This is a genomic window from Lactococcus hircilactis (assembly GCF_009601015.1).
GTDB lineage: Bacteria > Bacillota > Bacilli > Lactobacillales > Streptococcaceae > Lactococcus > Lactococcus hircilactis.
Map to the genome: position 1 here is coordinate 1 of NZ_WITJ01000037.1, position 3,769 is coordinate 3,769.

The following is a 3,769-nucleotide window of genomic DNA, read 5'->3' on the forward strand; positions in this document are numbered from 1 at the left end:
CTCACAAGCTCAACAGCTATCGCTGTCGCACAGACCGATCCAAAGCAACCAATGGACACGTACTTAGAACTTGTCAAAGGATCGCCCTTGACGCTCGTCGTGCATCACACCAGTAAGACCGCTGTCGCAATTGTCGCAAGTGATGTCACACAAAATCTGACGCAAACCCTTTTCCAAATGGCTGAAGCGACAGATTCGAGTGAGCCGGCAACGAAGACGGACGATGGGAAAACGATCATCACTGTACCAACCATCACGACCGATCAAACGTTAGGTGAATGGAAAGCAGATGCAGCGGACTCAACCAGCTCGCTCACGGACTCTCAAAAATTTGCAGATAGCAAGTCCCTAAAAGCACCCTTGATCCTCTCAGGCACACAGCCTGACCCATCTAGTACAACGAGCGATACAAATCAGAGCACAAGTACGAGCAGCGCTACACCAAAAGTAGAGGGCACAAGTGTCACGCTTAGCCCGAATCAAGCCACTAACGCACCGCTAGCAAAGCCAGCGCTTGCTAAAGCTGGTCTTGCGAAGTTCACCACGTTAGCAAGCACCACCAGCCCTATCGTCGTCTCAGCAGCAAATATCCAAGTGCTTACGGGAACATCACAGTTTGATACAGGAACAGCGAGTACCAGTACAGGAAACTTAGGTGCTGATCCCAAAGGAGACCCCGACAGCTCAACGAGCTATACACCAGGATATGATTCCAACGCAAGTAATGACCTTGTCCGTTCTTTTGACACGATTACCTACCTTGTCAGCTTCAATGTCCAAAACAATACGAATACCAACTATTCAGATATTGGGTATCAAGTGACGGCAACGCTCCCTAACGCAGTAACCCTTCAAAGCGATGGCAAAACCCCACAGGTGAACGGCTCTATCGTCAATGGGACGATGTACACAAACGCAGATGGCACCCAGTATTCTCAAGGAATCATGAGTTCTTCCATCTCAACGACAGGACAAGTCGTTATCCCAGTTGTTGTGCAAGTCTCCAGCGCACCTAATGGACTAAAAATCACACCGACCTTTACCATCAAACTCACAACAGCATCAAACAATGACACCCTTAATGATGACAGTCTCAATCAAACCTATGATTCAAGTACTTTCTCAGGACTTGGCGTCAAACCGACCGTCGTGTCTGCAGCGCCATCAGTGACCGTGCAGTTGGTTAAAGGGGATGCCAAACAAGGAACGGCAGCTTCTCAAGTTTTAAATGGTGATCAATCAAGCAATACTATGCTTGATGCTTGGGATGTCGGTGCGGTTGAAAAATTGGCTCCGCTCACAGGACGGACTTCTTCTGACTACAGAGGAACAACCTATCCAACAGGTCCAATCACCTATACACTCGGAATGTCGGGAACCTACACCCCATCCTCTGGGACAGCGACAGCCATGACCAATGATAGTACAAGTGCTTATGAATTTTCTGTGCAGGGGATTGCGCCAGCAGTCCTTGGACGGACAAGCACGTGGTCAACGATCACAGGCGGTTATCAGGCGGGAGTTTCAGCCAGTGCGATTACAAGCAATTATACGAACGCACTCGCTGTTCCCAATGCCAATACAGGTAAAATCTATACCACTCAGCCGACATCTGGACAAAGTGCGATCGGTGTTTACGCCTCAGGAAGCTTCACGGGAACAAACTCCACCGCCAATGGCCTGGCCTCCACGGCGACCATCACAAACTCTGGATATACAGGAATTTCAAATCCATATACCTATCTGATGACGGGTTATACAGGAGATGCAAAACAATTTGCAAGTTCGGAAATGATTGTTCGTTGGGACGAAAGCAGAACCTATAATTTGGGCGTTGCGAATAGTTGGACCTCTTATGCGATGAGTCTTTCTGTTCAATCTATCTCTTATAACGGTAAAACAATCGCTAATCCTAATGGAAGTGCGAATAATCTTGTTTATACAACGAATATCAAACCACCAGGAAATTTTACAGCTGCTACTATAATTTATAACAACGCCATGAGTCAAAGTGGAATTACGTTTGCGAATATTAATGGTGGTTCGCCGATTACTGTGTCTGATGGTCCTGCATCTCAGTGGAATTCAAGTCAATCAAATCCATCAGCCATGAGTCAGAACTTTGGGGACGATTGGTTATACCCAGGTCAAAAGGCTGTGCTTGCTGTCTATGTTGTCGATACTTCTAAAATAACATCCGGTGGGTTCCGTACAGATACTATTTTGAGTTGGGATCCTTCAGCCTTTATTTATGATCCAAACGCTAAATCACAATTTATCGCTGGAAATCAGTACTCCAGTTTTAATGCGGTAGGCCTCCAATTCGGGGTTGCGAAGAACTTTTCACAAACAGCACCAGTAACCTTAGTAGATTTACCTTATACTTCGACCCTAGCACAATATACGTGGTATCCAGACTGGGCCTCTGTCGTTGCTGCAGGAGTACAAAATCAAGTTTCTGCGGCAATCGTTTCGCGCCAAAACGTACTTTCCTCTTGGAATAATAACGTTAACGCAGAAAATATAGGAATCCCAGTGATTGTCAAACAACAATCTCCTGGAAGCACCACTCCTAATGGAAATCACTTGGTGTTAATGGCTTCAGTACAAGAGACAAATCTCGTGACGGGTGCGACCTTTGACCCCATCGTAAATTCTCCAACATCTAATATTGTCAATAACACGACGAACGCAGCGAATGTTGGACAATATATCCCAACCACCTTTAACTCAAATGGCACGGTTAATAACAAAAATGGCACAATTGGGGGAAGCACGGTATCACAAGTTTATTGGAATGTTTTGGGTGATTCCGCCTTTGTTAAACCATACGCTGTTACAACGACGACCACAGTGGATAAACCCGTCTACAACGCAACTGATGCCATTAATCTAAAAATTGACGGAAATTTCAAAGGGTCATCCACTCAGAGCTATGGCGGCTCACTTGCAACGACACTGCCCGTGGGTGTGACATATCAGTCAGGCTCTGCGACAGATGGAACAGGAAAAGCCCTTCCTGACCCAACTATCACAACGACAGGTTCAGGAGCAACGCTCCAACAAATTCTGACATGGAACTTTGCCAATGTCTCACTGACAAACTATACAGAAGTCAACTTTAAGGCACTACCAAGTGTCGCAGCGCTTACTTTTGACCCGACAAGCCTGCTTACAGGAACGCTAAGTGCGACAACCGTAGGCTCGATGTGGCTCGCATCAAGCACAGCAGGGACAGATACAACTGGTGCTACGAGTAACACAAGAAGTTCACAAGCCAACTTCCAAGTGAAATTGGGTAGTGTTAGTTTGACACTTGATAAGGAAGTCGATAAAACTGCAATCGAAGATGGAAATAAAGCCACAGTCGCAAATGATCCAGCATCTGATGTCCCAGATACCTCGATTACCTACAGCCTGACGGTGTCAAATGCGACGGCAGCCGCAATGAGCAATGTCAATGTCCTTGACGTCCTGCCCTACAATGGCGACAGTCGTGGGACCTCGCTCTCAGGTGGCTATACCGTCACCAATGTCGCCTCGTCGGATAGCACAGTCAAATACAGCACCAACACGACCGCACCATCCAGCTCGACCTATAACGAAAGCTCGGATCCAGCCACAATCACGACAGGATCAGGCGGCTGGTCGGCACTCGCCGCAGTCGGTACCGCGCCCACTGCGACAAAGGCGATTTTGTTTAATATTCCAACCTTAAACAAAGGGACAACTATCGTCTTGACCATTACCATCCAGCCAGATAATAAAC

General features: G+C 47.0%; 1 protein-coding gene. It reads left to right on the forward strand.

Annotation, left to right across the window (positions count from 1 at the left end):
• Positions 1-3,769 (forward strand): beta strand repeat-containing protein (locus GHI93_RS12915; RefSeq protein WP_170272451.1); only part of this gene is annotated, 3,769 nt, incomplete at both ends.